The following is a 258-nucleotide window of genomic DNA, read 5'->3' as shown; positions in this document are numbered from 1 at the left end:
TTGGGTAAAAAGACCAAAGGAGCGGTTTTGGTCACGCTTGTTGAACGGAAAAGTCGTTTTCTACTGACGACTAAAGCCGCCAGTAAATCAGCTGAAGATGTTACGCAGGTGATATTGAAAGCGGTCCAACCCTACCGGGCGATTTTCCACAGCATCACGTTTGATAATGGCAAGGAGTTTGCTCTGCATAAGTCGGTTAGTTCTCAACTCAACTGTAAGACTTACTTCGCGACTCCTTATCACAGTTGGGAACGAGGC

Annotated in this window: 1 protein-coding gene; it reads left to right on the top strand. The window is 46.5% G+C overall.

Going from position 1 to position 258, the window contains the following annotated elements:
* Nucleotides 1–258: IS30 family transposase (locus tag H5985_RS09325; protein ID WP_275096771.1), on the top strand; the 258-nt coding region annotated here is incomplete at its 3' end.

It is taken from the genome of Parasutterella secunda, from assembly GCF_016901835.1.
In the GTDB taxonomy this organism is placed as follows: Bacteria; Pseudomonadota; Gammaproteobacteria; order Burkholderiales; family Burkholderiaceae_F; genus Aphodousia; species Aphodousia faecavium.
Note: the sequence above shows the minus strand (reverse complement) of the source record. Positions and strands in the feature narration are given on the sequence as shown.